The organism is Stenotrophomonas sp. AG209, from assembly GCF_003550055.1.
GTDB lineage: Bacteria > Pseudomonadota > Gammaproteobacteria > Xanthomonadales > Xanthomonadaceae > Stenotrophomonas.
This window is the reverse complement of sequence record NZ_QXDB01000009.1, coordinates 1-1,044: the sequence shown is the minus strand read 5'-3', so window position 1 is coordinate 1,044 and position 1,044 is coordinate 1. Positions and strand designations below refer to the sequence as shown.

Genomic DNA, 1,044 nt, shown 5'->3' with positions numbered 1-1,044 from the left:
TCTGATCTGGCCCCCTGAAAACGGACGCCATGAAGCCGTTTCAGGCGGCAGCCCGGAGCTGCCGGGCGTAGTTGTTAGGCGAGTGGTAGCCCAGCGCCGAGTGTAGCCGGGCTGGATTGTAGAAGCCGTGGATGTAAGCAGCGATGGACTGGCTGGCTTGTTCCTTACTGGCGTAAGGCTCGGCAGCCTCTTCTGTCTTGAGCGTCGCAAAGAAGCTCTCGACCACGGCGTTGTCCCAGCAATTGCCAGGCCGGCTCATGCTTTGGACCACGTCATGGGACTGCAGCAGCTGGCGAAACTCGTTCCCCCAGTACTGCCCGCCACGATCGGAATGGAAGATCAGGCCAGGTCGTTGTGGATGCAGAGCCCAGGCATTGGCGAATGCTTTCACTACCAGTTCCTCAGTCAGGCGCCTGGAAACGCTGTAGCCCATCACCTGCCGGGTCTGGACGCTGATGACCACGGCCAGATGCAGCCATCCCTGGCGGGTGGGGACATACGTGATATCTCCGACCCACGCCGTCGGTCCGGTTCCGGGGGCAAATTGCCGATCCAGCAGGTTGGGGGCGAGCTGGGATGAGCCGCCGGAGGATTTGGGCCGGAATCGGCCTTTGGCCTTGCCCTGGATTCGCTCCTCGGCCATTAACCGTGCCACGCGCTTGTGGCCAACTGGATGATTCCTGGCTCGTAAGGCCCTGACCAGCCGACGTCGCCCATAACTGCGCTTGCTGGTCACATGAATGGCCCGAAGCTCGGTACGGAGGGCCGAATCGACATCGCACGTTTGGGCACACTGCCGGCGCAGGTAATCATGGAATCCAGAGACAGAAACCCCAAGAACCCGACACAGCAACCTGGTCGGGTAGTGAGTCCTTTGACTGGCGACGAAGGCGTACCTCACTTGGACTCTCTGGCAAAGAACGCCGCCGCTTTTTTTAGGATTTCCCGCTCCATCTTCAGATTGGCGTTCTCGGCCCGAAGGCGGCTGATCTCGCTTTCCAGGTCAGTGGCCGGCCTGCGGGCCTCAGAGGTCAACGACCGGCC

The 1,044-nt window shown here is 61.2% G+C and carries 1 protein-coding gene; it reads right to left on the bottom strand.

The window, feature by feature from the left end:
- Positions 1-40 precede the first annotated feature (40 nt).
- The gene (locus DFO63_RS21895) at positions 41-901 is read right to left on the bottom strand and encodes an IS3 family transposase (RefSeq protein WP_119007887.1); all 861 of its coding nucleotides are present in this window, start codon (positions 899-901) and stop codon (positions 41-43) included.
- Positions 902-1,044 lie beyond the last annotated feature (143 nt).